Raw genomic sequence first — 25,757 nt, forward strand, 5'->3', positions numbered from 1 at the left:
ATGACTAAAAAATATACCTATAGTATTTTCATTTTACTATGCTGTTTGCTATTGTCTTCTGTTACGCAAGCACAGCAAATTAATTATGTGAAGGGAAAAGTAATCGATAAGAAGGACAGGCAGCCGATTATTGGTGCTTCGGTTACCATCGTTGATAAAGATCGAAGGGTAATGAAAGGGGTTTCTACCGATATTGATGGTAACTACTCACTTCCTGTTAACGATAGAACTTACAGAATTACGGTTTCTTACATCGGCTATAAATCTACTGCACCATTGGCTATTGATAAACCCGTAATCAATTTTCAGTTAGAATCTGCCGATAACCAAATGGATGAGGTTCAGATTGTATCGCGGGCCAAAACAGATAACGGCAGTGGAATGAGCATTGATAAACGCGATCAAACATCAGCGGTTGGAACCATTAACGCGAAAGAGCTGGAAGACATGCAGGCTGCTTCAATTGATCAGGCTTTACAGGGGAGGTTAGCTGGTTTGGATATTGCAGCAAGTAGTGGTGATCCTGGTGCGCCAATGCAGATCCGGATCCGTGGTACGTCTTCCATCAACGGAGCCGTAGACCCATTGATCGTGGTAGATGGTATGCCATACGACATTACCATTCCTTCTGACTTTAACTTTGCCACATCTGATGAAAATAACTATGGACAATTATTAAACATTGCACCATCAGATATTAAAGATATCAGCGTATTGAAAGATGCTGCTGCGACAGCAATTTGGGGTTCGAGAGCGGCAAACGGCGTTTTAGTTATCAATACGAAAAGAGGGGTAATGGGGCCGCCAAATATTTCATATAACTTTAAAGGCTCTTATTCTAAACAGCCTAGTGCGATTCCGATGTTAACCGGTAATCAATATTCATCATTGATTTCGGAAGAGTTTTATAATGCCGGCAGACAGTTCGCCACTTCTGATTTTGCCAAACAATTTCAGTACGATCGGAATGATCCATACAATTACTATAACTACAGCAACAATACCAACTGGTTAGAAAGCATTACCAGAATTGGTTATTTACAAGATCATAACCTTTCGATATCAGGTGGTGGTGAAAAAGCCAAGTATCGTGCATCCGTAAATTATTTTAACCAGAACGGAACTACAGTTGGAACAAGTCTTGGGCGTTTGAGTGCAAGGGTAAATTTAGATTACACCGTTTCAACCAAAATCCGCTTCAGTGCCGATATCGCCTATACGCATATCGACAATCAAAACCTGTATACAAACGGCGTTAGAGATGTTGCCTACACTAAAATGCCAAATCAGGCGGTGTATGAATATGATGAATATGGTAACCTTACCTCTAACTATTTTAGTCCGGCAAGTACTGCACAGGGTGGTTTTGCTTACAATTTTACAAATTCCAGAATTACAGGAACCTACAACCCTTTAGCAATGGCGATGGCAGCCAGCAACCAGCAGTTAGGTGAACGTGTGATACCAAAATTTAGTTTGCAATACCAGATTGTTCCTGATCGGTTAAGATTAAATGCAAATTTCCAGGCCGATATAAACAACACGAAAGTGAAGACCTTTTTGCCTCAAATTGCTACAGGAAGGCCGTTTTCTGAGCCGGTTGTAAATTATGCCGGTGATTCTGATGGCGATTCGTTTACCATGGCCACCAACATAACTTTAGCCTATACGCCTAAACTGGGAGAAAAACATGATTTGATTGCTTTCGCCAGATTTGATAGTAACGATAGCAGAAGGACCGGACAGGGCATGTTTGCCACCAATACTGCTTCTTCTTATTTAGCCGATCCGTCTATCGATGGGAGAACAAACCAATCTGGATCTGCTTATTCCTCATTTTCACAAAGCCGTTCAGTAGGTTTATTATTAAATGCACAGTATAAGTTTTTAGATCGCTATATCATCAATGGTGGTGTTAGGGGAGATGGAAACTCGAAATTCGGACCAAACAACCGTTACGGATTGTTTCCTTCAGCATCGGTGCTTTGGAGAATTTCTGGAGAGCCATTTATGAAAAATACCACAAAATACATTGATAACTTAGCGTTAAGGGCTAGTTATGGTGTGGTTGGTAATGCTCCTCGTAACGATTATTCATACTTCAATACTTACCAGAATTATGGTTTCAGTTATTTAGGTTCATCAGGTGTTTATCCTTCAAATATCGAACTGTCAGATTTAAGATGGGAGAAAGTAACCCAATCCAACGTAGGTTTAACAGTGGTTTTATTGAAAAACTCACTGAATATGGATATTGATGTGTACCGCAAACGTACTACCGATTTGTTTTACAACGGGCTTGCCATACCTACTTACAACGGCTATTCTGGCGTGGATATGAATGTTGGTACGATGGATAACCAGGGTTGGGAGTTCAGCTTTTTCTACACGCCGGTAAAATCGAAAAAATTCCGTGTGGATGTGAATTTCAATATCTCACATAATGAAAACATGATTCGTGAAATTTCTCCATTAGTTCCGAGAGAAAATAATGCCAGAATCACTACCAATAATGCATTTAAAGTTTACCTGCAAGAAAACAATCCATTCGGTTCATTCTACGGATTTAAATTTAAAGGTGTGTATGCTGATAAAAACGCCACGATTGCGTTGGATGAAAACGGAAATCAAATTGTAGGTCCGAATGGTCAGCAAATCTTTATGCGCTTCGCTTACCCATCTATTGATTATGTTTTCCAACCTGGTGATGCCATGTATGAAGATATCAACCACGATGGGAACATTGATTATAAGGATATTGTGTATTTGGGTAACGGTAATCCGAACTTAACGGGTGGATTTGGTACCGCAATTACTTTCAATGGTAATCTTCGCTTCGGCGCCAATTTTACCTACAGAACCGGTTACCAGATTATTAACGGAACCAAAATTAATACCACCAGTATGTACGGTTTTAATAACCAGAGTACAGCGGTTTTACGGAGGTGGAGAGCCGAAGGCGATATCACAGATATGCCACGTGCTACTTATGCCACAGGTTTTAACTTCTTAGGTTCTGACCGTTATGTAGAAGATGGTTCTTATTTGCGCTTAAGAAGTATTACCCTGAAATACGATTTCAACAGGAACCTGTTAAAACGCTTTGGGCTCAAAGGTTTAAGTGCAAATATCATGATGGAAAATATATTAACCTTTACTCGATATACCGGGCAAGATCCTGAGGTTCCGGTAAAGCTGTCAACTTTTTCTACGGTAATTGATAACTCAACCACTCCACCAATTAAAACGATCACACTAGGTTTAACAGCAAACTTTTAATCAGCAATAAAATGAAAAAAATTATAAATAGTATAGCTGTAATCATGGTGCTGATCATGAGTAGCTCTTGTAAAAAATGGTTGGATACACAACCACGCGATGGCATTACCAAACAAAGCTTCTGGAAAACCAAAGAAGATATTCAGGCGGCAGTTTCTGGTTGCTATGCCTCTTTACTGGCTTCGCCTCCAGGTATAAATGAGCGATCGTTAATCGAATATATTTTTGTATTCGGCGAAATCAGAGCAGATATGATTGATCCGGGCCCTGGTGCGGTTAACGATGAAACTGATATTTTTAATGTAAATATTACTCAGAGTAATGCACTTAGTCGTTGGTCTGCATTTTACCGCACCATTAATTTTTGCAATACGGTGCTCGATAATGCACCGGCAGTTAGGCAATTAGACCCAACTTTAACTGAAGCGCAGTTGAATGCTTATTTAAGCGAGGTATTAACCTTACGCAGTATGATGTATTTCTATCTGGTAAAAAGTTATAGAGATGTGCCTTTGAAGCTTACTGCAACTACAAAAGATACTGATCTGCAGGACCTCCCTAAAACTTCAGGAAATGTTATTCTTAATCAGATCGTGAATGACCTGAAACGAGCAGAGAGCGGAGCAGTAACCACTTACGGTACAACCGTAATGGATAAAGGACGCGTGACAAAATATACAGTAAACTCCCTTTTGGCTGATGTTTACTTATGGATGGATAATTACCAGGGCTGTATCACTGAATGTAACAAGGTGATCAACTCTCAACGATTTGCACTTCAAAATGCATCTTCATCCTGGTATTTCAATGTATTCTTTAACGGAAGTTCTACTGAAACAGTTTTTGAGTTCAATAATACATCATCCGCAAATGCGCCGCTATATCTATCGTTGGTGCGCTCGCCAAAAAGGTTTTTAGCTTCTTCATATCTTGCAAGCGATGTATTTATACCGGATGATGTTGACCCGACCAGGTTATTCGATATCAGGGAAGAAGCATTTTATCGTGGTTCGGATTTAGCCATTACCAAATGGGGTAATGATGCTGTATCATACATTAACTGGCAGGTTTATAGAATTTCTGATATCATGCTAATGAAGGCAGAAGCTCTGGCGATGACAGAAAAAGGCGCAGATGCGATTGCTTTAATTGAAGAAATCAGGTTAAAAAGAGGTGCAGTAGCCGCTACCGCCCAAACACCAGATCAAGGCGACAAAGATGCGATTTGTGACTATATTTTGGCTGAACGTTCCCGCGAGTTTGCTTTTGAAGGAAAACGGTGGTTTGATCTTCTCCGTGTTGCCAAACGCGAAAATTACCGCAGGTTAGATATTTTGTTAAACGTAGTGGCGCAAACGGTTAATCCAGCAGTGCAGCAATCGGCGATTACCAAATTCAGAGATGTGGACAGCCACTATTTCCCTATTCATGAGGCAGAACTTTTTGCTGATCCTCAACTTGTTCAAAATCCATTTTATACTAAATAATAGCATGATGAAAAATAAACTAAATGTCCGCAATACAATCATCACCATGATTGTTGTCGTTTTTACATTTGTATTTATAAATGCTTGTAAAAGAGAGTCTTTAACGTTAACAACTACTGATGACGTAAACATCACCGGTTATCTGGATCGCTATCCTGAACAGTTTTCGATGATGAAACAAATTATGGATCGTTCGGCAACAACGGGGTTTTTAGGTGCTTATGGAAAATACACCTTATTTACACCAGATAATACTGCGATAACTGCATGGCTAAAAGCTAAAGGAAAATCTGCCGTTGCAGATTTGACAGTTGATGAAGCCAGGGATATGATTAAATTTCACCTGCTTCCTGATACCGTAGCTACAAACAGATTTACAGATGGAAAATTGCCGCAAATTACTTTGTATGGTCAGTACCTTCAAACAGGTGCGGTAAACCAGGGTGGGGTAAGTAGCTATGTGGTAAATAAATTAGCGAAAGTAATAAAATCAAATATCAGGGTAGGCAATGGCATTATTCACGTATTGGATCATGTATTAAGTCCAGCTACCTTAACGCTGGCTAAAAGCATCGAAGCAAATTCACGTTACAGCTATTTTACACAAGCCTTAAAAGAAACCGGTTTTTATGACTCGCTAAATATCGATGGTGCTGCTGCAAAGGATACCACAAGAAGATTTCAAACACTCATCTTAGAATCTGACTCCGCACTAAAAGCTGCAGGCTACTCTAATTATGCCAGCTTTAAAAACAGGTATTCAAAAACAGGAGATCCAAAAAATCACGCTGATAGTTTATGGTTATACATGGCCTATCACATCTCTACCGGACCTTCTTACACGCCGGATATCATTACCTCACCAGCAATTTATACGTTGGCACCAAAAGAAATCATCACCACAAAATTCGCCGGTCAGAGAATTTTGCTCAATGAAGATGAATTTAATGGCGTAGTAGAGCCAGGTGTAGAGATTAATAGAACCTACAGTGACGTTACGGCTTCAAATGGTGTAGCGCATGAGGTCAAAAAACCTTTCGCCATCAAAGTACGTGTTCAAACAGCTGTATATTTTGATGTTTCCGATCACGCTGATTTAAGAATAAACCCAAAATGGAGAGGAGCCGCAGCAGGTACGATACCATTGAACGCGAATGGATTAAGTACGGTAAACGGGTTAATGTTCGGAAATGATCTTTCAAAAGTAAGTCAGCCAAATAATTATGAACGTGTTATTGTGCCCAATGCGACAAGAAAATACGCCTATAACGATTTCTTTAATTTATCGATGGGTGCAAGTACAGCAAGGATTCAATACATCGATATCAGAACGCCAATGCTGGTAAAGGGAAAATATAAAATCTGGATCTGTTATGCCCAGAATGGAAGTTCCAATTTGTTTCAGGTTGGGGTGGATGTAGGTCGTCCAGGGGAGCAGATCCTGCCAAACCTCGTCGATTTCAGACAATATCTGGGCTCGTCGGGTATTACCTCAACTACGGCTACATTACCATCTGCAGATGCCCTTATGTTAACCAATGGCTATAAACGCTATATGGCGACTACAGCTGATTATCAAGGAACGGCGAGGGGAGAAGTTTCGGTAAATGGGACCGGCTGGGATCAGCTTGTTGGACGTTTGGCGGGTACAGCTGACATTCAGACAACAGACAGGCATTGGGTAAGGCTTACCGTAGTGAGTAATGCAGGAAGTAACAACGCAACCTACCTGGATATGATACATTTCATTCCTGTAGACGCAGATCAGAACTACCCTCGTTTCTCAACCTTCGGGACCGTGTTTAATCGCCCATAAAATATAAAAGCCGGAGTGTTAAAACTCCGGCACATCATTCTAACCAAAAAGAATACCCCAATGAAAAAAAATATATACTACACCTTACTGCTGCTAAGCGCCATGTTTTGGCTAAGTGCCTGCAAAGATGTGTTGGATGAGCATACCGAAATTATAAATGCTGATAATACGATTGATGTTTTCCAAAAGTTAGCAGCCCAGCCTAATTTAAGTAAGTTCAGCGATTACATCAGAAGCACAGGCTATGATAAACTACTGGTGTCATCGCAAAACTATACGGTTTGGGCACCTACAAATGAAGCGCTGGCAACTTTGGATGCATCTATATCCGCTGATCCTGCAAAACTTAAAGATTTTGTAGCAAATCATATTGCTTTAACTACCATTGCTGCTCCTAAGTCGTCTGCTGATACCTTAAAGGTTCAACTTTTAAACAAAAAATTTGCAACGCTGATTGGTAAAACTTTCGAAGAAGCAGGGGTTACCGGTAATGGGCAATTTGTTAAAAATGGCGCAATTTACACCATTGATAAGCCAGTGCCAACCAAGTTAAATGTTTGGGAGTTTATGTTAAGCAGTACTGATGCACCCTTACAAAGCAATTACATCAGCAATATTTCTACAATGGTTATTGATAGCGCCAATGCTACCATCATTGGATACAATAACTCTGGTGCTCCGATTTATGCACCAAACCCGCCAATGGTTTCCAGAAACTTATACTGGACAAGCGTCGCGGATCTTCGAACAGAAAATCAACAGTATACATTTTTCATGTTGCAGGATGCTGCTTTTAGCAGCGAAACCGCGAAACTTACACCATACTATGCTGCTAACGATAAGTTAGGCCTGGTAAGTGATTTCACGGTAAAAGGTCTTTATCCGGTTGATAAATTGCCGGATACGTTACTTTCTACACGTGGCGTTAAAATTCCACTAACCAAAGCAGCCGTTGTGAAATCTTACCGTGCCAGCAATGGAATTGTTCACGTTGTGAGTGCATTGCCATTTAGAATTAAGGATAAAGTGCCAACGTTTAAAATTGAAGGCGAATTGCCGTTCAGCTTCAGAGCAGACAGAACCGGAAATACTTTTTACAGAACAAAATTAGACAATAAAGGCATCCTGTATAAAGATATCGAAGTGTATGATCATAGCATATCGGAATATTACATTAGATATGTGAAAAGCAGTGTTCCTATGGTTAAATATAAAGTTTATGCCAGAGCCGTAGCTGGTGCAGCGGGCGACGCCCAGGTTTCAGCATTTACACAGCGCTACTTCATCTATAATTCATTAACATCAACGCCTACAGCATCGGTTTATGATCTTTTTGCTACCCATAATGTTACGCTCTTAAATTATGATGAGGTTTACCTGGGAGAATATACTCCAAAACAATTTGGTTTACTCGATCTGAGATTAACCAGTGCAGCGAGCACTACGAAAGGCGTTAGTACACTCATATTGGATTATTTGAGATTTGAACCTATCCTTCCTTAATCAAATACTTCTGAATTAATAATTGACTATGTATAATTTTACCATCATAAAAAAAGGAATTTCGCTGGCGCTGTTTGGGCTATTGTTTACCGTTGCGGGTTTTGCGCAGCAAACAGATACCACCACCACAGATACCAGTAAGTATAGCACAGATACCACAACTGTTAAGGTTAAACAGAAAAAACTTGTCGGGCAAAAAATTACGGGTATCGTGGTAGATGGCTTTACAAATAAACCGGTAAACGGCGTTAAATTAACCGTTACTGATTTCTCTGGGGCTTTAACCGATGATAAAGGTCGGTTTTCCATTATCGTACCTGATTATAATGCTACGGTGATCATTAGCAACACGGGCTACCATACTAAATTGTTGGCAGTGCACAAAGGGAAATTGGCAACAATTAAAATTTATCCGAACAGCTATGCCTCGGTATTTACCGAAATCGTTTTGCCTTCAGGTACAAAAAATCTTGCAAGAACATTATCCGCAGTCGATTTTGCCAGTCCTTTTGGTGGATGGACAACCAATGCCGAAACGCCGGATAGTTACCTGCAGGGTAGAATGGCAGGTGTAAACTCCATCAGAAGATCAGGAACGCCAGGCATTGGTGCAGATCTTTTTGTTCGGGGATTTTCATCACTGTATGCTACCAATCAACCCTTGTATGTGGTTGATGGGATGATTTACGATGCCAATTCATACGGAATGTCGCTCACAAGCGGGCACCGCAATAATCCTTTACAATTTATCGATGTTCACGATATTGAAAGCATTAGTTTAATTAAAGATGCTGCAGCCGCTGCGGTTTACGGCACAAAGGCAGCAAATGGTGTAATGCTTATTACCACCAATCATGCTAAAGATTTAGCCACACAGATTGATTTTGCAGCTTACAGCAGTGCGAACTTTGTTCCCCGCCAGCTTTCGGTAATGAATAGTGGCGATTTCAGAACATACCTTTCTGATGTATTGCAAAGTCGGGGTTTAAGTAGCAGCGCAATAGCAGCGTTGCCTTATATGAACGATGATCCCAATCAAACCACAAATCCAACTTACGCCATGTATCATCAAAATACCGATTGGCAAAAAGAGGTTTTCAAACGCAGTTTTAATCAAAATTATTTCTTAAAAGTTAGCGGAGGAGATAATATCGCGAAATATGCGCTTTCAGCAGGTTATTCAAAAAATAAAAGTGTAATCGATTCTACAAATAATACGAATTACCACATGCGTTTTAATAGTGACCTGAATTTAACCAAAAAACTGCAGGCTAATACCAATTTATCTTTCAGTTATACAGAGCAAAGTTTAAAAGATCAGGGCATTGCGCCACGCACAAATCCTATTTTTCTATCATTGGTTAAAGCGCCGTTTCTGGCGAAGAACGAAATTAGCTCAACGGGTGCGGTATCACCAAATCTTGCAGAATCAGATACGTTAGGCGTAAGTAATCCCCGTGCACTCATCGAAAAAGGTCTGAACCAAAAGAAAGCCTATCGCTTCTTTGGAAATATCAATTTCGTTTATGAATTTAATAAAAACTTTAAAGTATCGAATTTAACAGGTCTTACCTACGATAAAACGCAGGAAACTTTATTTATTCCACGCAAAGGTGTAACCAATGAAGTATTAGAAAATACCGTTGGCGATAGCAAACTGGGCTCACAGGTGATTCGTTATTCGAACGTATTTAACGATTTACGCTTTGCATTCAATAAAACATTTGCTAAAGATCACAATCTTAATTTGAGTTTAGGTACCAGATATTCGCAAAACTCAAGCGAGCAGGATTTTGCCATTGGTTACAATTCTGCAACAGATGTGTTAATCAGCATTAACAATAGTAATGCAGCATTAAGGTTTTTTGGCGGAGATATTGGTAAATGGAACTCGTTAAATACATATTTTACAACCGATTATAGCTTCAAAGACAAATATTTTCTAAGTCTTGTGGTAGCAGCAGATGCGTCATCGCGTTTTGGCAGAAAAAACGGTTCATCTTCAGCAAGTACAGAAGGTTATGGATTAAACCTTTTTGGCGGAAAAACAGCATTACTTCCAGCACTTAGCGGCGCATGGATTGTTTCTTCAGAAGATTTTATGCAGGGTTATAAACAAGTAGATTTGTTAAAACTGCGGGCCAGTTATGGTATTGTAGGAAATGACGACATCGGTAATTATAACAACAGGCAGTATTACGTTTCTCAGAATTTGTTGGGTTTACAGGGGTTGGTTCGTGGCAATTTGGCAAATCCAAATATTCAATGGGAACGTGTTGCCAAGTTTAATGCCGGTATAGATGCTTCTTTTTTTAATGAGCGTTTAAGCATGAGTTTCGATTATTATGTACATACCACTACCAAAATGCTAAACTACATACCAGTTACTTCTGTTGGCGGGATTGATTCTTACATTGATAACCAGGGCGGCATGCAAACCAATGGTTTTGATTTTGGCTTGAACGCCCGTGTGTTAAATAAAAAATTTAAGTGGGATCTGGGTGTAAACCTTGGCTTGTACCGAAATAAGATTCAAAGTTTGGCAGGTGGAAATGATATCGTTACCACTTATGCCAATGGTACTTATTTAACCAGAGTTGGCCAGGCTGCCAATTTATTCTACGGGCAACGCACAAACGGAGTTTATGCTACTGATGCGGAAGCTGCTGCTGCTGGTTTGGCAATAGTGAACAGTGCTGGTGTTACGGTGCCGTTTAAAGGTGGCGATATGCGCTTTATTGATACCAACGGAGATAAGATTATCAACGGTGCAGATCGGGTGGTAATTGGTAACCCAAATCCAGATCTATTTGGAAGTTTCAACAACACTTTTGCCTACAAAAACTGGACGCTGGATGTACTGGTTTCCTTTGTGTTAGGGAATGATATTTACAATTATACCCGTTCGGTATTAGAATCTGGAAACGCTTATTACAATCAGTCGGAAATTATGAGAAACCGCTGGAGAGGCGAGGGACAGGTAACCAATGTACCAAAAGCAAGTTTTGGCGATCCGATGGGTAATGCACAGTTTTCCGATCGTTGGATTGAAGACGGTTCTTACTTGCGCTTACGTTCTGTTAACTTAACATACAATGTGCCTTTGAAAATCAAGGCCATCAAATATGCAAGAATATATGCTACCGGTAATAATTTGATCACCTTAACAAAATATTTGGGGTATGATCCGGAGTTTAGTGCAACCAGCAGCATTTTTACGCAAGGTGTAGATACGACTTTAGAGCCACAGTTCAGATCGGTTCAATTGGGCGTTAGAATTGGTTTATAATTGATAATTGATAAAAAGATGAAGATGGATTTTAATAAAAAAGTTATTGCCCTTTTAGCAGTAGCCATGCTTGCAACAGGTTCATGGTCTTGCAAAAAAATAATTGATGAAGCTCCTGAGTCAACACTGGATATATCAAACGCTTACCGAAACTCAACAGATGCTGATGCTGCTGTTATTGGAATTTACGGGCAATTTTTAGGCTTACAGAAAACATATATCCTTCAAAATGAATTGAGGGCCGATTTAGTGAATGTAACGGCAAATGCCGATCCTTATTTGAAGCAGCTGGCTAATCACAGCATCACAAAAGACAATCCATACATCGATCCAAGACCGTATTACAAAGTGATACTAAATTGTAATGATGCTTTGAAGAACTTTCAGCTGATGCGTGATGATTTCCGTATGAGTGTAGATGATTACAATAAGCATTATTCGGATATTGGTGCATTACGAAGCTGGATTTACTTGCAGCTGGGTATTCAATACGGTAGCATTCCTTACATTACAGATCCGGTTGAAAATGTTGATGACATTAAAAACTTATCTGCTTTCCCCCGCATTTCATTTGAAGAACTTTTAACCAGGCTGATTGATTTTACTGAAAAATTGCCATACAAGGAGGTTTATGCTTATCCTACAGGAAACCCTTTAGTGATCACTATTGATGGGAACAATACGCAAAAAATCTTTATTTGTAAACCTTTTGTTTTGGGCGATTTGTATTTATGGAACAACAATTATCTTAAAGCTGCTGAAAATTACAGCAAGATCTTAAATATTGAAAACAACAATACCAATATCAACATTGCTTTTGATGCTTACAAAGTAGTTTATTCGGGAGGTTCTGCGTATAATGATCAGGCTGTACGTTATGCCAGGTATCAGGATGAAAACAGTTTGTTATATGATCAGGGGTGGAAAACCATGTTTAGCGCTCAAAATACCAATAACGTATGGAACTCTGAATTTTTCTGGGGTATTCCTTACAGCTCAAGCTTTAAACCAGGCAACCCAATGATCGAATTTTGCTCTCCTTTGTACGGTAAATATTTAATTAAACCATCTCAGGCAGCAATAGATAATTGGAATGCACAAAGACAAAACAGCGGTATTCCTTATGATGCCAGAGGAAAATTGTCGTATGAAACAACTGCTTCAGGCCCCGCTATCACTAAATTAACAGATAATGTAATTCCAGTAAGCAACTTAAATAAGGGTGGAAAATGGGGAATTTATCGTGCGGCCTTGTTACACTTACGTTATTCTGAAGCAGCTAACCGTGATGGTAAAACCAAATTAGGCTGGGCTTTATTAAATATAGGTGTTGCAAATACGTTTTACACGGGTACACGATCATCTTCAGGTTCACCAACACCCGCTTCATTTGATGAGATTAATACCATGCAAACACCTTACCCTGCACCTTATTATCTAGATGCAAGAAACAACGCTGATTACAAAAGTCCGTGGTACCGCAATACCGGTATCCGAAATCGTGCGGGTATTACTGCATTAGATATCAGCCTGCAAAGCGATATGCTTGGATTAGAAGGAAAGTTAATTGATGAAGGTGCCTTAGAACTGGCTTTTGAAGGTAACCGCTGGCCAGATTTGCTTCGCATTGCCCGTCGCCAGAATAACCCGGCATTTTTAGCTGATCGGGTTTATCAAAAACTGTTAAAGGATGGCGATCCGACAGCAAGTGCAGCCAGAGCAAAACTTTTAAACCCTGCAAATTGGTATTTACCGTTTGAATGGAAATAATAAAATTGGAAAGGCTTTTACTCCTTAAGAGTAGAAGCCTTTTTAATTATTATTTATTTGAACTGGTAAAAAAGGAGTGGTTAAAATTATTTTTATATAAATATCGTTTTTATTAGTAAATACAAGACAGTGCATAACGGTATAGCTCAATGTATGATTTAAATTTGTTCAAGCATTGAAGTTAAGATGATTTAGCGTGTAGCATCCGGTTCATCAAAGGCTTTTTAACCAGATATTAGAGTAGTAATAACCCATATCAAGTTATTTAGTCGTCGGTTTTATTTTTTGATTGCTTTAAAAGGTAAATCAAAAAATGAATTGTTCATTGATGAGTTCAATCTATAATTATTCAAACACCTTAATAAGTTGCTGGTCATTTGCCTTAAAGCAATATATCATTACATAAAGAAATTCATTGTTCAGCAAAGGCTGATCATTAAAAAAATTATCTGGCTCATAACAGGTATATATTTGGTTAGAAAAAAGGACAATTCCGGATGGATTGTCCTTTCTTATTTTTAGCGATTTTTAAAATATATATATTCGATGACAAGCATTAATTAAACTTTTAATTTCGAATAGCTTTGCAAAGCAACAGGATGCTACAGGATGCATTTCGTTATGGCATTGTGGATATTTGATACAGGCGATCACTAGCCTGCTACCTAACCAGATATGAAATACTTATTGATCTCAATTTTTTCGCTATTGCTATTTTCAAAGCTTAATGCTCAGGAATACGATATTGCCAAATTCGGCGTAAAGGCTGATAGTAACATCATTCAAACTCAGGCGATACAAAAGGTAATTGATCGTGCTGCAGCCAAAGGTGGTGGCGCAATTGTAATCCCGAAAGGTACTTTTTTAAGCGGCGCTTTATTTTTTAAGAAAAAAACCAAACTCGTTTTAAGAGAAGGAGCGGTTTTAAAAGGATCTGATGATATCAAAAATTATCCTTTTATCGCATCGAGGATGGAAGGCAGAAGTTTGAAATATTTTGCAGCACTCATTAATGCTTATCAGGTAAACGATTTCAGTATTGAAGGGCCGGGAACCATTAATGGTAATGGATCTAAATTTTGGAAAACCTTCTGGTCACATCGTGATTCGCTTAGAAAAATTGGTAAAGAAAGTACCAATCTGGAAGTGAGCCGGCCTAGATTAATTTTTATCTGGGGAAGCGATAACGTAAAAATCCAAAATGTAAAATTGCGCAACGCAGGTTTCTGGACCACACATTTTTACCAGTGCAACAACATATTAGTCGAAAATACGGATATCCGTTCACCATATTTGCCCATTCCGGCGCCAAGTACAGATGGTATTGATCTTGATGTGTGCAAAAAGGTGATCATCAGAAACTGTTACATTTCTGTTAATGATGATGCGATTGCCATTAAAGGAGGGAAAGGACCAACCGCCCATAAATTGCCGGAGAATGGTGTTGTAGAAGATGTTTTAATTGAAAATTGCACTTTTGGAGTGGCCCATGCCGTATTAACATTGGGCAGCGAGTGCGTACATGCCAATAATATTACGCTACGTAACTGCGTGGTAGATAACAACTGCCCAATTTTAAACCTTAAAATGAGAGGAGATACTTTTCAGCTTTACGAAAATATCACTATTGATAACATTAAGGGTAAATGTGGATCGGTGATCAGTTTAAACCCCTGGAAACAATTTTTTGATTTAGCCGGAAGTACAGAAAAGCCATTTGGTACCATCAGGAATATCAAAATGACGAACATTAAAGTCGAAGCCAATAAATTTGGGGAGATGAATGGAAATCCTTTGGATAAACTTTCGGAGTTCACTTTCAAAAACCTTGAGGTTGCTACGAAAAATCCGGTACTTAAAAACAGATATGACGACGTTAAATTTGATAACGTTGTGGTAAACGGAGAACCGCTGGTGGTAAAAAAATGATTTTCCTTATGAAAACAAATGCTTTCATCGTTGTCTTATTTCTGTGGTTTAACACCGTTTTTGCTCAGGTGCCTGCAGGTGTTTTGCAAAAGCTAAACCTCGTTTATACGGTAAATAATGGGTGGGAAGGTAAGCTTGATTACTACCAGCAAACTACGAAGAAGAAAACACCTTTGGTGATATATATTCATGGCGGTGGCTGGGTTCATGGTAACAAGGATGCAGAATACGATAAAATTAAGGTGTTTATCGAAAATGGCTACTCGGTGGCCAATATAGAATACAGGTTGGCCAACCAGGCGCCCGCTCCTGCTGCAATTAAAGATGTAAATGAGGCGATTAATTACCTTTTGAAAAATTCTCAGACGCTAAATTTTGATACAAATAAATTGGTTTTAATGGGAGGCTCTGCCGGTGCGCACCTGGCTTTGCTTGCAGGTTTACAAGCGCAGCATAAAATTTTTAATAAACAAAAGTTTAAGGTGGCTGCCATCATCAGTAAATATGGTCCGACAGATTTGCTGACCTGGAAACCTGCTACAGCGCAAGGAAGTGCTTCTTCGGCCTGGCTGGCGGCAAGAAAGAATGATACTGCTTTTGTAAAATCATTATCGCCGGTGAATTATGTTTCCAAAAACAGAATTCCGGTATTATTCATTCATGGCGATCAGGATCAAACGGTGCCGATACAACAATCAGAAAAACTTTATCAATTGTTGAAAAGCGAAGGTTCGCCTACACAACTTTATATTGTGAAAGGCGGTAAACATGGTAATTTCGGAGATGTGGAAACACCTAAAATGGATAGTGTGATGATTGCGTTTTTATCGAAATATTTGAACAAAGATTAATTTTAACATCAATCAGGAAATTGATCTACATCTCGTGCCTTTCTTCTTTAACGTATAATGAGAATGGCTAATTGTCGAGTAAAAAACTGTTTGGTATCCCAAAGCTCCATTGCCAATTGGTGGTCGCCCATGTTATACAAAATCTACTTTACAATAACTTCAATTACTCCTCCAAATGCATCAAAATTAAAAAGCACATGATCAGCATTTATCGTGATTTTCAAGATCTTATTTGCCTGTTTAATCTTTACTTTTTTGCCTTCATTAATCATCAGGATTGCAGTTAAGGGTTCAGTATATATGGTTTGATCTAACTTGCAAATAGGAGTGATGCGATAATTTCCATTTTGTAATTGTTGAATTTGTAAAATAGTAGAATCGCGTTCGGTTACATAAGCCATTACCTCTTTAAAAGTGCCCACCCAGATTTCATTTTGTCTACCTTGCACTTTTTTAAGGTGTTCCCAAAGGATATCAGGTTTAGAGAAATGATCGTATCCATAGGTAATCCCATGTGTCATGCCTACACCCCAATCTTTGTCGGCAATTAATTTGTTTACCCATTCTTCCAAGTTTTGATGAGTTGATTTGCCTCCAATTGAACGTTGAAATAACCTTGTACCCACTCGATTTTGCGACGCAAATTGTACGCCATCTTTAGATTTGGTATTATTCGGGTAGGCAAAAGTACGTGGTATGATACCGGTATTGGCAAGAATTGCACTGTCATTTTTAAGGATGTCTTCTTTTATCTCTGCCATTGGAAACCTCCCAAAGTTTTTGTGTGCCCAACCATGATTAGAAATCTCCTGACCCTGAGCCGCCATTTCTTTCACATCTTGCCATGTCACTCTGGTACTATCTTTAATGTTCTTATTGTCTTTATTGATATTGCTGCCATTCACCACAAAGGTTGCTTTCAAACCTAGCCGTTTTAACCAAGGCGTAACCAAAGTATAATGTTCTTTCAAGCCATCATCAAAAGTGTAACTAATGGCAGCTGTTTTATTGTCTTTAAATTTTGCAATGCTGATAGGGTTTTGAGCAAAACATATTGTGTTGCTTAATCCTAAAAATGATAGGAAGATTAGTTCTACATATACTTTAAGGTAAAATAAGTTGATAGATTTCATGAAGTGTTAGTATATTAAATTTTTTTGTACTCAAACCAATCATACTTCGCTTTGTTGGTACTTGATTGTCCATTGCTGGTGGCATACATCCCAATACCAGGACCATTGAATTTATTTAAATTACTTTCTGCAATAACTACTAAGCTCTGTTTAATGCCAATTGGCATCATCTTTTCTATTGTTTCGCCAAAGCTAAATTCTACATCCAAATTATTGCCTTTTGCAGCAAAATGAACAATGCTTTTTGTATAAGGGATGGTAGCAATCACTTCTTTTTTGCCATTAAACTTTTTAATTAATACAAGCTTCGCCTTTTCTTTAAGTAAGCTGTAGTAATTTTCATTAGTTCTATAAATAATTAAGCCAGCCTGCTCATTGTCTTTTGTGGTTGTAAAATCCATTTTGGTACTGGCATAGAACTGATGGTGTTTAATTTTCTGAATATAGAGCGCAGCATTCACTAAACTATCTACTATTTGGGGCTGTATTTTCAAATTGAAATGCCCATTTATTAGTTGGTATGGTCGAACTTTTGGGCTTCGTACAGTATGCCAAATTGGGTCTAATGTTGATGTTTCAAACTGATCTTTGGTAGTTTGTTCAGGAAACGGCGACCAAGGTAAATTAGGCCGTTCTTGGGTAAATAGAACTTTACCAAATCCTGGGTTAAATATCGGCGTTCCATCTTCGAATTCAACTTTGGTTAAAAAGGTTTCTCTAGAAAGCGGCACCTCTCCATTTACCAATCTTTTGCCTAAAACTGTTGCCCACCATTCGCCATTTTGTGTTTCTACCAAATCTCCATGCCCAATGGCTTGTAGTGGATATTTAGATCCAAACTGACGGTGAGAAAGTACGGGATTTGTTTTATCGGATAGGTAAGGACCCCAAATCGTTTTGCTATGATGGGCGGTAATGGCATGAAACTGATCGGTACCACCTTCCGAACTAAGTAAAAGATATCTTCCTTTAATTTTATACAAATGTGGCCCTTCTGCGTAGGCTGCATTATTGGCATGCCCATAAGTTAATATTTTACGTTCGCCAACAAGTTTTTTCTGTTGCAGATTGAGCTCCTGGATCCAAATGGCACATTGTCCTGGCCATGATTTTTTGAAATCCCAGCTATTTCCGGTATAATAACATTTACCATCATCGTCCCAAAATAGGGAAGGATCAATGCCTGGTGCATCTTTCAACCATATGGGATCAGACCAGGGTCCTTCAGGTTTTTTAGCCGTAATGTAAAAGTTGCCTCCACTTTCTGAAGCAGTTGTGATCAGATAAAATAGGCCATCGTGATAACGCATAGTCACGGCCCAAATGCCAGCTCTGTCCCTTAAGCCTTCAAATTTCAATAAATTTGGATTGCTAATTCCATGACCAACCAGTTTCCAATTTACTAAATCTTTACTATGGTAAATTGGTATTGCCGGAAACCATATAAAGGATGAATTGGCTAAATAATAATTGTCGCCAACTCTACAAATTGTTGGATCAGGACTGAAGCCAGCTAAAATTGGATTGCGAAATGTTGAGGGAGAAGTTTGTGCTTTTGCTAAAGATGCACAGCAAATAAAAAGTATAGCTATCCTCAAATTCAGCCCATTCATTCGCTTTAACACCATTACCTAAGTAAATTTATTGGTTCATTATAAACTTTAATCTGATCTAATACCACACCTTCATCAATCGCTTTAATGGAGAGTTTATGTTCGCCATTGCCCTTTTTTAATTTGACTTTACTTATACGAACAGCCTGATTAGTCAATACATTTACTTTCCATTCTTCATTTCGATCATAGGTATGGAAATCTACAATTTCTGGTTTTTCATCATCAATGGTGATTTCATAGCGGATCAGTCTGCCTTCTACGGGATGATTTGGTGCCATCGCCACTTGGACGTAAACAGAATCAGTATTGGTGGTTTTAAATTGATAATTCGCAACATTTCCTTTTTTGACGGTTACAGCCGCACTTTCATATCCCAAACCATGTGCAACCGGCTTATCACCATCAAATGTTGTAAACTGATTTCCATCGATTGTTGCAAACGGAGTTTTAAATTGAATTAATGGAGTAACGGATTTTACTTGTGGTAATTTCTGAAAAACCGCCAGATTTCTCGGCTTGTCATCCATCATGTTTTTCCATTTTCCATTGGCCAATGCATTGTATTTTGCTGTGAGTTTTTCAATGGTATTGAATGCGGCATCACTGTCAGACCATTTTGCGAGACCATGTCTGGCCAGTTGCCCATACAAAATTTTCTTATTCATTTCTGCGGCACCACGTACCGGATATTCAACTAGTTCAAACCAGGCATTTTGCTTTTCAACCGGAATAGATTTTGAAAGTTGGATTACTTTTTCTGCAATTTTATCGTATTCAGCAATGCGCTTTTTGATTTCCTGTTCACTCCACGGCAGATCAGACACTTCTTTAAATTTCGGATCTTTTTCTTCGGTTCGGCTATTGCCCATGAATTCCGGTTTGCGGATGTAAGCCAGGCGATAGTATTCATTCATAATGTCTGTTAATGCTGCTGATTTTTGCGCTCCGAATTCCCTTGCCAGCCAGGTTTGCAAATGTTGATCCAGACCTGCCTTATTATCTGCAATGGCGTTGATGTTCCAGGCCATATCCAGAAAAAGTTCTGTTAAATATTCTCCAGGCTTAATATCGCCGACATTTAAAATCCACATGTCTTTAGCGCCTTTATCATAAGCCAGCTTCATTTGGGTATAAATTTGAGCAGGATGGTTGGTTGATAGCCACAGGTAATCATGCGGCCGGCCCCAATAAGAAATGTGGTAATAAATTCCGTTTCCTCCTTTGCGGTTTCGCTCCGCCTCAGTGGGGAAGTGGCGGATATACCCATAATTATCATCCGTCCACATCAAAGTAACATCCTCGGGAACTTTTAATCCCATATCATAAACTTCCAATACTTCTTTATAGGGAATAAAAACCTGCGGAACCTTAGTCACATCAGCGTTCAGGTTTTTTCTGATCAATTCCCGCTGATCTTTAAAAAGTGATGTAATCGCATCAAATTGTTCCTGAAGTGTATTTGCACCCTGCATTTTACCATCATGCACACCACGAATGCCAAGCGTATAAATGTTATCTGAATTTTTAAGTTCTTTTAACCGGCTTTCCCAGAAATTGAGCACATTTTCCCTATTGTGTACATAATCGTAATTCCCTTTACCATCAATTTTCCATTCCGTATTGGCACTGCGCATCATGGGTTCGCAATGCGATGCGCCTACAATAATCCCATATTTATCTGCCATTTCTTTGTTCCCTGGGGTTTGAAAAAAAGCAACTGAAACATCATGCATGGCCGGCCAGAAAGCATTCGCCCTTAAACGCAAGAGCAATTCGAAAATGCGGGCATGGGTTTTCGGACCGATTTGTCCTTTAATTTTCGACGGTTCATGTGTTTTATAACTCCATGGCGTCAGTCCCCAATCTTCATCATTAATAAAAATTCCTCTATGTGCAACCGAAGGATATTCGAATAAGCGGAAGCCATTTTTAAGCGATATTGAATTTTGTTTAGCGATTGATGAATCTGCCCACCATTCCCATGGTGAAACGCCTATGCGACGGGATAATTCGAGAATGCCATAAGCAGTACCTCTTTTATCGCTACCAACAACATATATTTTATTGTTTTTAACCAATAGCAGATATCCCTCCGGATGAGATTTTAATTCAGCAAGGGATTTTTGATCAATTTCTTTTTCTGCAGCGGTTCCATTTCCAGTGGTCGCCACAAAAATTTGGGAGTTCATCCCTTTGGATAAATTGCCACCGAACACCGCATGATAATCCCTTCCAAAAATATCAAGTGCAGTATGTACAACCGCTGCTTCATCTTTTGATACCGATACATTTATGTTTTCTCCTTTGCGAAAAATAAAATCGGCAAAAACCTGGTAAGGAGTAATGAAAGCAAAAATGATTATGGTGATGGTTTTCTTTAAATCCATTTATGTTTATTCTTGAATAATTAATTTAGCGATCGTAATGTTATTGCCTGTGCTTCCGTATAAAGATTTTCGTTTATCAGACCAGTTTGGCCTTTCGCCCAAAACCGACACGGTTAAATTATAATCCGATTTCGGAAGCACTGGACTTAGAAACGCAAGCTGAAGCATTGGTGATTTTGAGTAGAGATCAATGATATTACTCATGATGGTTTTTCCTTTCTTATCGCGTATTTCAACTTTAGCATAACCATTATCCGGTAGAAGAACAGCATACAAACCAATCTGTTTACCATTGAACTTAAAAGATAGCGATGCTTTCGTTTCGTCAGATCTGATGATGGAAATGGAATCGATTGTTGAATATTTCCAGTTTCCAGTTAAACTAATTGTTTGGTCACCAGGTAAAATTGTTTTGCGAATAATTGATTTTGGATTTGCTGTGCCAGTATTTAAGTTTATCGTCCAGGCGTTTAAATATTGAGGAATGGAGATAGAATCACCCTTAAACGTGATGGGTTGCCAAACATACGTAGCTGAAGATAATTGTTTCGGGAAAGACCATCTATCGCCCATGAACATAAACGTAGTATCTTTCGTTCCGCTAATTTTCAATACAAATGTAGCTTGCGAATTCCAGGTCAGTTTATCTTTTGGTGCCAGTAATCCACGGGCAGTCCATGGGCCGTAAAGCGACTTTGCAGTATAATAATAATTGTCGTTTTTCTCCCAGGAAGTAAGGTGTGAACCAATGAAATAATAGGTGTTGTTTTTACGGAAAAGGGTAGGAGACTCAAATCCTGTGGTTATTGCGGGGTTGATTTCTGCAATAATAGATTTGAAATCCTTACTCAACTGATGAATCATGCCACCGTGAGTGAGTAAATATCCCGTTCCATCATCATCCTGAAAAGTGCCCATATCCCATTTTTTGATCGGCTTCCCTTTAAAAAGTAACGGGCCTTTAAACTGATAGGGGCCGGCAATATTTTTAGCGGTAGCGTAACCTACAAACTGATCTTTATAGCCCAGGGTATCTACATGCATCAACATGATAAACTCACCAGAAAAGGGGTTTTTCATTACTTTTACCCTTTCCCCAACGCGATTAGCTCCTAGCTTTCCATTCTTTTGAACAGGAAGTGCAACGCTCTCGAATTTCCAATTGTATAAATCTTTCGATGAATAACAATTGAAGCCCGCAAATGCATTGCTGGTATCGCTATGTGCTTCTCCAAATAAATAAAATTTACCGTTTTCCTGAACGATATTGGCTCCATGAGCGCTTACTACCTTTCCATTTTGATCATACCATGGCAATCCGGAATAAATAGCATCTGTTTTTCCGGCTTGTTGCGCAAAAATGTTTGCGCATTGCAACAGCATCAGGGCAAAAATAAAGATGGTTAACCTGTGCTTTTTCATTAATTAGTTGATTTTACCAATGAAACGTCATCAGCTAAACAGAATGCATTTGCATTTCCATCCGCCATAAACCCAATTTCTAGTTTTCCTTTTGATACGTTAATATTCTTTAGCACAACGTTTATCCAATCTTTATTCTCCTTTTCAAAATGATGACTAAGTTTTTTGTTATCGCTAAGGGCATAAATTTCCAGGTTATTGAAACCAGCGCTGTTTTTCACTTTTGCGGTCAAGGTATAAAGCCCGTCGGTTAATTTTACCTGACCTGATGAGGCAATCAATTGTGAAACTTTTCGTTTGAAATCTATTTTATCACTGATGTTTAAACTCTTTTCGCCGATAACAATTTTTCGCTCAGTGGCGGTGTTGAAATGGTTCAGGTTGGGCGATGTTAAACTATCTAAACTCACCTGATTACCAGCTATAATTTGCGTATCCCAGCCGGTAAGTACCAATTGTAAGGGTTTTACCTCACTAGGGATTCTTCTCCTGTCTGCTTCAAAACTTCCGTTTTTAACATAATCATTGTCTAAAGCAACGTTCCAGTTGCCTGTTTTTGCATCCAAATTCCATGAATGAAGTGAATTGAAATAGGGAGTACTTCCATTAAACGACATTGGGCACCACTGGTTGTAGCCTAAACCGTTGCCGGCAAAATCAGACCAGCGATCGCCACAAAAAATAACGGTTTCTGTTTCCGTTCCTTTAACATTTACAAAAAAACCGGTTTGCGAAACATGTGCATAATCATTTTCACTTCCATCCGTTACGAGCATTTTATTTGTGGGTAAATAGGGGCCTCTAACATCATCTGCAACTAAATAATACGCCAGTGAACCATCCCAACCATATATGTTGGAGGCGTACATGTAATATTTGCCTTTGTATTTAAACATGCAATTCCCCTCGCGGCTTTCGCCTTTAAAAATCTCCGTACAATCCAGAAGGTTTACTTTCCCGTCTTTAACCCCAATTTCAGATACATAAATTTTGTTGCGCCCCCTGCCATATGAATAAACCAGATAGGATTTTCCGGTGTCTTCATCTGTGAAAATTGTTTGGTCACCTGTATTGGAAGTCCCAATGATAGGCTCCATATTAATTCTCTGGTGCCATGTAAATGGTCCAACAGGAGTATCTGCAGTAGTAATTAATACCTGATTGCCATGCTGAACGAACATCGCATACTTCTTTAGTTCTTTGATATACGCAACGCCTAAACGACCAACCCAGGTTTTGGGCACTCTGCTGATTTCAGTTTTGGTTAAAACATCACCTTCGCTAGCCCAGTTTGTTAAGTCGGTTGAGCTGTAACATGTTACCGATTCAAATGTAGCATTTGGATAAGTTATGGAAGGATCCTTACGATAAAGCTCCGCCTCCGTGTATTTTACACCATACCAAAAATATTTCTTAATGCCAGATTTAGCATCGATGAACTGGAAAATCCCGCCTCCCTGGCTGTAGATCGGCTCACCTTTTTGTGTTTTCCAGAACGAATCGTTTTTAATATTATTTGTCTGTGCTTTTGCCTGATTTAGATGCTGACAAAAAATAACAATCAATAAAAGCCTGGTGATAGATTTGATTTTTTCCTTCATTTTATACTTAATAATGTAACACCCTGCCTGCTTAATTCAAACTGAAATGGACCCTGATCCAGATTAAATTTGATGGGTTTACCAACAGATTTCAGCTCACTGGATTTTTCCAACTCAAGGATTTGCGATGCTGTTGGCGATTGCGGCGAACCCATTTTTTTCCAGGCCTCATAAGAATTGCTGTTTTCATCATCAATTAAATATCGCGTGATAATTACTGATTTTTTATCTAAACCTTTCAGGGAGATGCTTACCTGGTCGATATTTCCTTTCTTGTCTTCATCATGATAATTCCAAATCATTACGGTAGCAGCATTTTGTGATTTTGCTGCCAGCACACCAATGTCAGATACCGGTTTTCTAATGCTGGAATCTAACACGGTTTGTAAAGGGTACATTTGGTTGCTGGTGGCTTCAACGCGATTGCCGCTCATCATACCGAACATTTTAAATACGTTTAAAACGGGTTTGTTAACGCCATTTGTTGCCAAATCTCTAAATCCTGCAAACCAGGGCTGGTTTTCAAACTCAAAAGACCAGCTTACTGCGCCGAGTAAATTGATGTTGTATTGATCTGTCAATTGATAAAGTCTGGCAAAAGAAGCTGCAGTGTAGCTCGAATACATGGTACCATTACGGTAAGCGTTTTCCGGGTTGGTTGCCATTCCGCAGGCTGCACAACCTTCGGGGTCGAACTCTCCAATGATCACCGGGATGTTTTTTAGTTGAGGATATTTATTGATGACTTTGTAGTTGGCTTCTACATTGCGAAGCTCGGTACGCAGATTCATCACTACCGTTCCATTAACTACTTTTGGCGAACCTTTGGCATGAAATAAAACAGCATCTAAGGGCGATCCGATTTTGCCTGTTGCATAATTTGTATCAAGTAAACAGTGTTTGATAAATGCGTCTAAATACCTGCTTCCGCCACCCGTTACATTGGCACCACCAATTCTGGCCGCAGGCAATGCCCTTTTTACGCCATCTGCTGCGTAGTCATATAATTTGAAAAATTCTGCCTGTGTACCTTTCCAATAGGCGCCATCGGCTTCATTCCAAACTTCCCAATACCAGCTCTCCACTTCCTTTTTACCATATCTCTCCACACAATGTTTCACCCATTCATAGGCCAGGTTGGCCCATTTTGTATAATCTTTTGGCGGATAAGCCCATCCGGTTAAAATTTCTTCATAGCGAGTTCCCGGTTTCCATTTATGTTGGTAGGGCTGGGGTTTGGTAGATAATGCTTCTGGCATAAAACCAATTTGAGCCAAAGGTTTCATTCCTCGTTTGATGTAGGTGTCGAATATGCGGTCGACGATGGTCCAGTTATAAACCGGGTTTCCTTTTTCATCTTCGGTGTAAACATTGGTCGATCCCCATTTTAACGCTGGTGTCCCATCGCCCGAAGTGAGCAGGTTATGTGTCCTTACATAAACAGGAACAGGGCTCAGTTTCGAAATGTCAGTCAACAGCTTCTGGCCATCCTTCATATAGGTATAGTTCGGTTCATCATAGCCAAACCATGCCCAAATGGGTTTCATTTCTGAAATCTTTTTATCGAAGTTTACAGTAACATCAGCCTTGTTTTGTGCGTTGACAGGCAAATGAAAAATGCAATAAAACAGGAAAACGAAACTTAGCTTGAACCTGACACCCATGGTAGAAAGT

General features: G+C 39.2%; 14 protein-coding genes. 8 read left to right on the forward strand and 6 right to left on the reverse strand.

Annotated features, from left to right (window positions below; genetic code table 11):
• From R2Q70_RS11670 to R2Q70_RS11705, 8 genes are all read left to right on the forward strand, one after another.
• Complete coding sequence (locus R2Q70_RS11670) at window positions 1-3,279, forward strand: SusC/RagA family TonB-linked outer membrane protein (protein ID WP_316807753.1); 3,279 nt, start codon at window positions 1-3, stop codon at window positions 3,277-3,279.
• 11 nt (window positions 3,280-3,290) lie between these two features.
• Window positions 3,291-4,766 carry a RagB/SusD family nutrient uptake outer membrane protein gene (locus R2Q70_RS11675; protein WP_316807754.1) on the forward strand — a complete coding sequence of 492 codons (1,476 nt, stop codon included), beginning with the start codon at window positions 3,291-3,293 and terminating at the stop codon, window positions 4,764-4,766.
• A gap of 4 nt (window positions 4,767-4,770) precedes the next feature.
• Window positions 4,771-6,582: a fasciclin domain-containing protein gene (locus R2Q70_RS11680; protein WP_316807755.1), complete on the forward strand. Its 1,812-nt coding sequence runs from the start codon at window positions 4,771-4,773 to the stop codon at window positions 6,580-6,582.
• Window positions 6,583-6,642: 60 nt separating this feature from the next.
• The gene (locus tag R2Q70_RS11685; protein WP_316807756.1) at window positions 6,643-8,085 is read left to right on the forward strand and encodes a fasciclin domain-containing protein; all 1,443 of its coding nucleotides are present in this window, start codon (window positions 6,643-6,645) and stop codon (window positions 8,083-8,085) included.
• Window positions 8,086-8,113: 28 nt separating this feature from the next.
• Window positions 8,114-11,374, forward strand: coding sequence for a SusC/RagA family TonB-linked outer membrane protein (locus tag R2Q70_RS11690; protein WP_316807757.1), 3,261 nt, complete (start codon window positions 8,114-8,116; stop codon window positions 11,372-11,374).
• 24 nt (window positions 11,375-11,398) lie between these two features.
• A complete protein-coding gene (locus R2Q70_RS11695; RefSeq protein WP_316807758.1) occupies window positions 11,399-13,144 on the forward strand; it encodes a RagB/SusD family nutrient uptake outer membrane protein in 1,746 nt (581 codons plus the stop codon).
• A gap of 675 nt (window positions 13,145-13,819) precedes the next feature.
• Window positions 13,820-15,073 (forward strand): glycoside hydrolase family 28 protein, encoded by a 1,254-nt coding sequence (locus R2Q70_RS11700; protein ID WP_316807759.1) that lies wholly within the window; start codon window positions 13,820-13,822, stop codon window positions 15,071-15,073.
• Between the two features lie 8 nt (window positions 15,074-15,081).
• A complete protein-coding gene (locus tag R2Q70_RS11705) occupies window positions 15,082-15,924 on the forward strand; it encodes an alpha/beta hydrolase (protein WP_316807760.1) in 843 nt (280 codons plus the stop codon).
• Between the two features lie 143 nt (window positions 15,925-16,067).
• On the opposite strand, the gene R2Q70_RS11710 is transcribed toward R2Q70_RS11705, so the two are convergent.
• Genes R2Q70_RS11710 through R2Q70_RS11735 form a run of 6 tightly spaced genes read right to left on the reverse strand, consistent with a single transcriptional unit; the run spans window position 16,068 to window position 25,747 of the window.
• A complete protein-coding gene (locus R2Q70_RS11710; protein ID WP_316807761.1) occupies window positions 16,068-17,057 on the reverse strand; it encodes a polysaccharide deacetylase family protein in 990 nt (329 codons plus the stop codon).
• Between the two features lie 14 nt (window positions 17,058-17,071).
• Window positions 17,072-18,670: a glycoside hydrolase family 43 protein gene (locus tag R2Q70_RS11715; protein ID WP_316807762.1), complete on the reverse strand. Its 1,599-nt coding sequence runs from the start codon at window positions 18,668-18,670 to the stop codon at window positions 17,072-17,074.
• 14 nt (window positions 18,671-18,684) lie between these two features.
• Window positions 18,685-21,060, reverse strand: a complete 2,376-nt coding sequence (locus R2Q70_RS11720; protein WP_316807763.1) for a glycosyl hydrolase 115 family protein — start codon at window positions 21,058-21,060, stop codon at window positions 18,685-18,687.
• Between the two features lie 6 nt (window positions 21,061-21,066).
• Window positions 21,067-22,482 carry a family 43 glycosylhydrolase gene (locus R2Q70_RS11725; protein ID WP_316807764.1) on the reverse strand — a complete coding sequence of 472 codons (1,416 nt, stop codon included), beginning with the start codon at window positions 22,480-22,482 and terminating at the stop codon, window positions 21,067-21,069.
• Complete coding sequence (locus tag R2Q70_RS11730) at window positions 22,482-24,083, reverse strand: family 43 glycosylhydrolase (RefSeq protein WP_316807765.1); 1,602 nt, start codon at window positions 24,081-24,083, stop codon at window positions 22,482-22,484. Before R2Q70_RS11730 ends, R2Q70_RS11725 begins: the two co-directional genes overlap by 1 nt.
• Window positions 24,080-25,747: a GH39 family glycosyl hydrolase gene (locus tag R2Q70_RS11735; RefSeq protein ID WP_316807766.1), complete on the reverse strand. Its 1,668-nt coding sequence runs from the start codon at window positions 25,745-25,747 to the stop codon at window positions 24,080-24,082. The genes R2Q70_RS11730 and R2Q70_RS11735 overlap by 4 nt, the downstream gene beginning before the upstream one ends.
• Window positions 25,748-25,757: the final 10 nt, after the last annotated feature.

The organism is Pedobacter agri (assembly GCF_032678665.1).
GTDB classification, from domain to species: Bacteria; Bacteroidota; Bacteroidia; order Sphingobacteriales; family Sphingobacteriaceae; genus Pedobacter; species Pedobacter agri_A.

What these genes read in the sequence shown, in the direction of transcription:
- R2Q70_RS11670 (WP_316807753.1), top strand. Translation starts at nt 1, where the DNA reads ATGACTAAAAAATATACCTATAGTATTTTCATTTTACTATGCTGTTTG.
- R2Q70_RS11675 (WP_316807754.1), top strand. Translation starts at nt 3,291, where the DNA reads ATGAAAAAAATTATAAATAGTATAGCTGTAATCATGGTGCTGATCATG.
- R2Q70_RS11680 (WP_316807755.1), top strand. Translation starts at nt 4,771, where the DNA reads ATGATGAAAAATAAACTAAATGTCCGCAATACAATCATCACCATGATT.
- R2Q70_RS11685 (WP_316807756.1), top strand. Translation starts at nt 6,643, where the DNA reads ATGAAAAAAAATATATACTACACCTTACTGCTGCTAAGCGCCATGTTT.
- R2Q70_RS11690 (WP_316807757.1), top strand. Translation starts at nt 8,114, where the DNA reads ATGTATAATTTTACCATCATAAAAAAAGGAATTTCGCTGGCGCTGTTT.
- R2Q70_RS11695 (WP_316807758.1), top strand. Translation starts at nt 11,399, where the DNA reads ATGGATTTTAATAAAAAAGTTATTGCCCTTTTAGCAGTAGCCATGCTT.
- R2Q70_RS11700 (WP_316807759.1), top strand. Translation starts at nt 13,820, where the DNA reads ATGAAATACTTATTGATCTCAATTTTTTCGCTATTGCTATTTTCAAAG.
- R2Q70_RS11705 (WP_316807760.1), top strand. Translation starts at nt 15,082, where the DNA reads ATGAAAACAAATGCTTTCATCGTTGTCTTATTTCTGTGGTTTAACACC.
- R2Q70_RS11710 (WP_316807761.1), bottom strand. Translation starts at nt 17,057, where the DNA reads ATGAAATCTATCAACTTATTTTACCTTAAAGTATATGTAGAACTAATC.
- R2Q70_RS11715 (WP_316807762.1), bottom strand. Translation starts at nt 18,670, where the DNA reads ATGAATGGGCTGAATTTGAGGATAGCTATACTTTTTATTTGCTGTGCA.
- R2Q70_RS11720 (WP_316807763.1), bottom strand. Translation starts at nt 21,060, where the DNA reads ATGGATTTAAAGAAAACCATCACCATAATCATTTTTGCTTTCATTACT.
- R2Q70_RS11725 (WP_316807764.1), bottom strand. Translation starts at nt 22,482, where the DNA reads ATGAAAAAGCACAGGTTAACCATCTTTATTTTTGCCCTGATGCTGTTG.
- R2Q70_RS11730 (WP_316807765.1), bottom strand. Translation starts at nt 24,083, where the DNA reads ATGAAGGAAAAAATCAAATCTATCACCAGGCTTTTATTGATTGTTATT.
- R2Q70_RS11735 (WP_316807766.1), bottom strand. Translation starts at nt 25,747, where the DNA reads ATGGGTGTCAGGTTCAAGCTAAGTTTCGTTTTCCTGTTTTATTGCATT.